Below are 1,886 nucleotides of genomic sequence, written 5' to 3'. Positions count from 1 at the left end.
GGACGGCTGCGCCACGAATCCACGACTGTCGCGCCTCGACCTCTCCGCGCAGCGCGGCATCCGCCCGCACGGAGGTGGAGAGCGCGCGGAGCACCCCGACCAGCTCGGTGCCGCCGACCTGACGCGCCATCCGCAGGGTCTCGACGATGCGATCGCCGATCGGGTCCGCCAACGACGTCTTCAGCCGATCGAGGCTCGTCTCGAATCGACCGCTCGCTTGCAGGTCTCTGGCGAACACGCCGAACGCGGGCCGCAGCATCGTGGGCGCGGACTCGGCCAGGCTCGCCACGGCATCGGGGAGGGAGAGTCCGACGCGGATCGACGCGATCAGAAGGTCGCAGACGTCGGGCCACAGCTGCCGACGCAGCCGTCGCAGCCGCAGCCGACTTCCGCGCAGGAACATGATCGGCGTCAGGGCTCCCGCCGACGCGGCGAGCAGCACGAGGATGGGGAGTCCGGTCAGCAGCCATGCGGTGGAGGCGGCGATGAGCCCGGCGGCCATGATCACGGCGATGAGCGCGCGCGCCGAGAGACTGTCGAACCCCGCCTCGGCGTTCAAACGGATCAGTCGCGCCTTGGGAGCCGTCGGGGCGGCGTCCGGTCTCGGTGGCCACAGCCACGGCGACGCACACAGGAGCACTCCGGCCGCGAGAACGGCCCCGAGGAGGAACGTCACGACGCGACCTCGGCGTGATAGATCCGGGTGGTGAGGATGCGTCCGTCTTCGACGGCGCCCGTGGGGGCGACGATCTCCTGCACGCGCCGCTCCCCCGCGCGGTCGCGCACGCAGTGCACCACGAGGTCGACCGAGCCCGCGAGCGCGGGTGCGATGAATCCGCGATCGATGTTGCGGCCGGCAAGCAACGGCAGGATGCTCAGCTTCTCGAGCGCCTCCGTGGCGGAGTTCGCGTGCACGGTACAGGCGCCGGGAACGCCGGTGTTGAGCGCGAGCACCAGATCGAGCGCCTCGGCGTCGCGCACCTCACCGACCACCAGCCGATCCGGCCGCATGCGCAGCGCTTCTTTGACCAGACGGCGCAGGGTGATCTCGCCTGTGCCTTCCAGGCTGGCCTGACGCCCTTGGAGCGCGACGAGGTCGGGGCCGTCGACGGCCAACTCGAAGGTCTCCTCGACCGTCACGATGCGCTGCGACCCGGCGCATGAGTCCAGCAGCGCGCCGAGAAGGGTCGTCTTTCCGGCATGCGTCGCCCCGGAGACGATCACGCTGCGGCCGTCGTGCATCGCGCCCCGCAGGGTCTCCGCGACGGTGGCGGGCATCATGCCCTGACGTGTCAATGCCTCGAGCGACCGGTACTTCGGCAGGAACTTGCGGATGTTGACGGCCCACGACCCTCGCACGACATCGGCGATGGCCACGTGCAGACGAGACCCGTCGGGTAGCGAAGCGTCGACGAACGGCTGACTGATGTCCACACGTCGTCCGGTGGACTGCAGCATCCGTTCCACGAGATCGCGCACCGCGATCTCGTCGAGTCGCAGCCGGGTCCGTTCCGCTACGCCCTCACGAGCCACATGCACGTGGCCGGAGCCGTTCAGCCAGATCTCCTCGACCACGGGATCGTCGAGCAGGGGCTGCAGCGCCCCGAATCCGCTGAGGGATGCCAGCACCTCGCGGACGCACGCCGCCTCGTCCTCGATCAGGGCCTCCCCGCGCGCGAGGGCGCGGTCGTCATGACGACGCACCTCCGCGTGAGTGATCCGCCACGCCGAGTCCGGATCCACGGCGGGATCGATGCCCTCGGATCGGAGACGCATCCGCACACGTTCGGCGACAAGGGCGGAAGGATGACTCACCCCGGCATCCTCGCAACAATCCGCCGGGTGGCTCCGAAGTTATCCACAGCCAGCTTGGGGACCTCCGGGAG

General features: G+C 69.9%; 2 protein-coding genes. Both read right to left on the bottom strand.

The window, feature by feature from the left end; all coding sequences use genetic code 11:
- Nucleotides 1-676: type II secretion system F family protein (locus tag ACNPM4_RS16875; RefSeq protein ID WP_448986452.1), on the bottom strand; the 676-nt coding region annotated here is incomplete at its 3' end.
- Nucleotides 673-1,815: a TadA family conjugal transfer-associated ATPase gene (locus ACNPM4_RS16870; RefSeq protein ID WP_448986451.1), complete on the bottom strand. Its 1,143-nt coding sequence runs from the start codon at nt 1,813-1,815 to the stop codon at nt 673-675. The genes ACNPM4_RS16870 and ACNPM4_RS16875, both read right to left, overlap by 4 nt.
- Between the last annotated feature and the right edge of the window lie 71 nt (nt 1,816-1,886).

The organism is Microbacterium umsixpiens, assembly GCF_053543675.1.
Note: the sequence above shows the minus strand (reverse complement) of the source record. Positions and strands in the feature narration are given on the sequence as shown.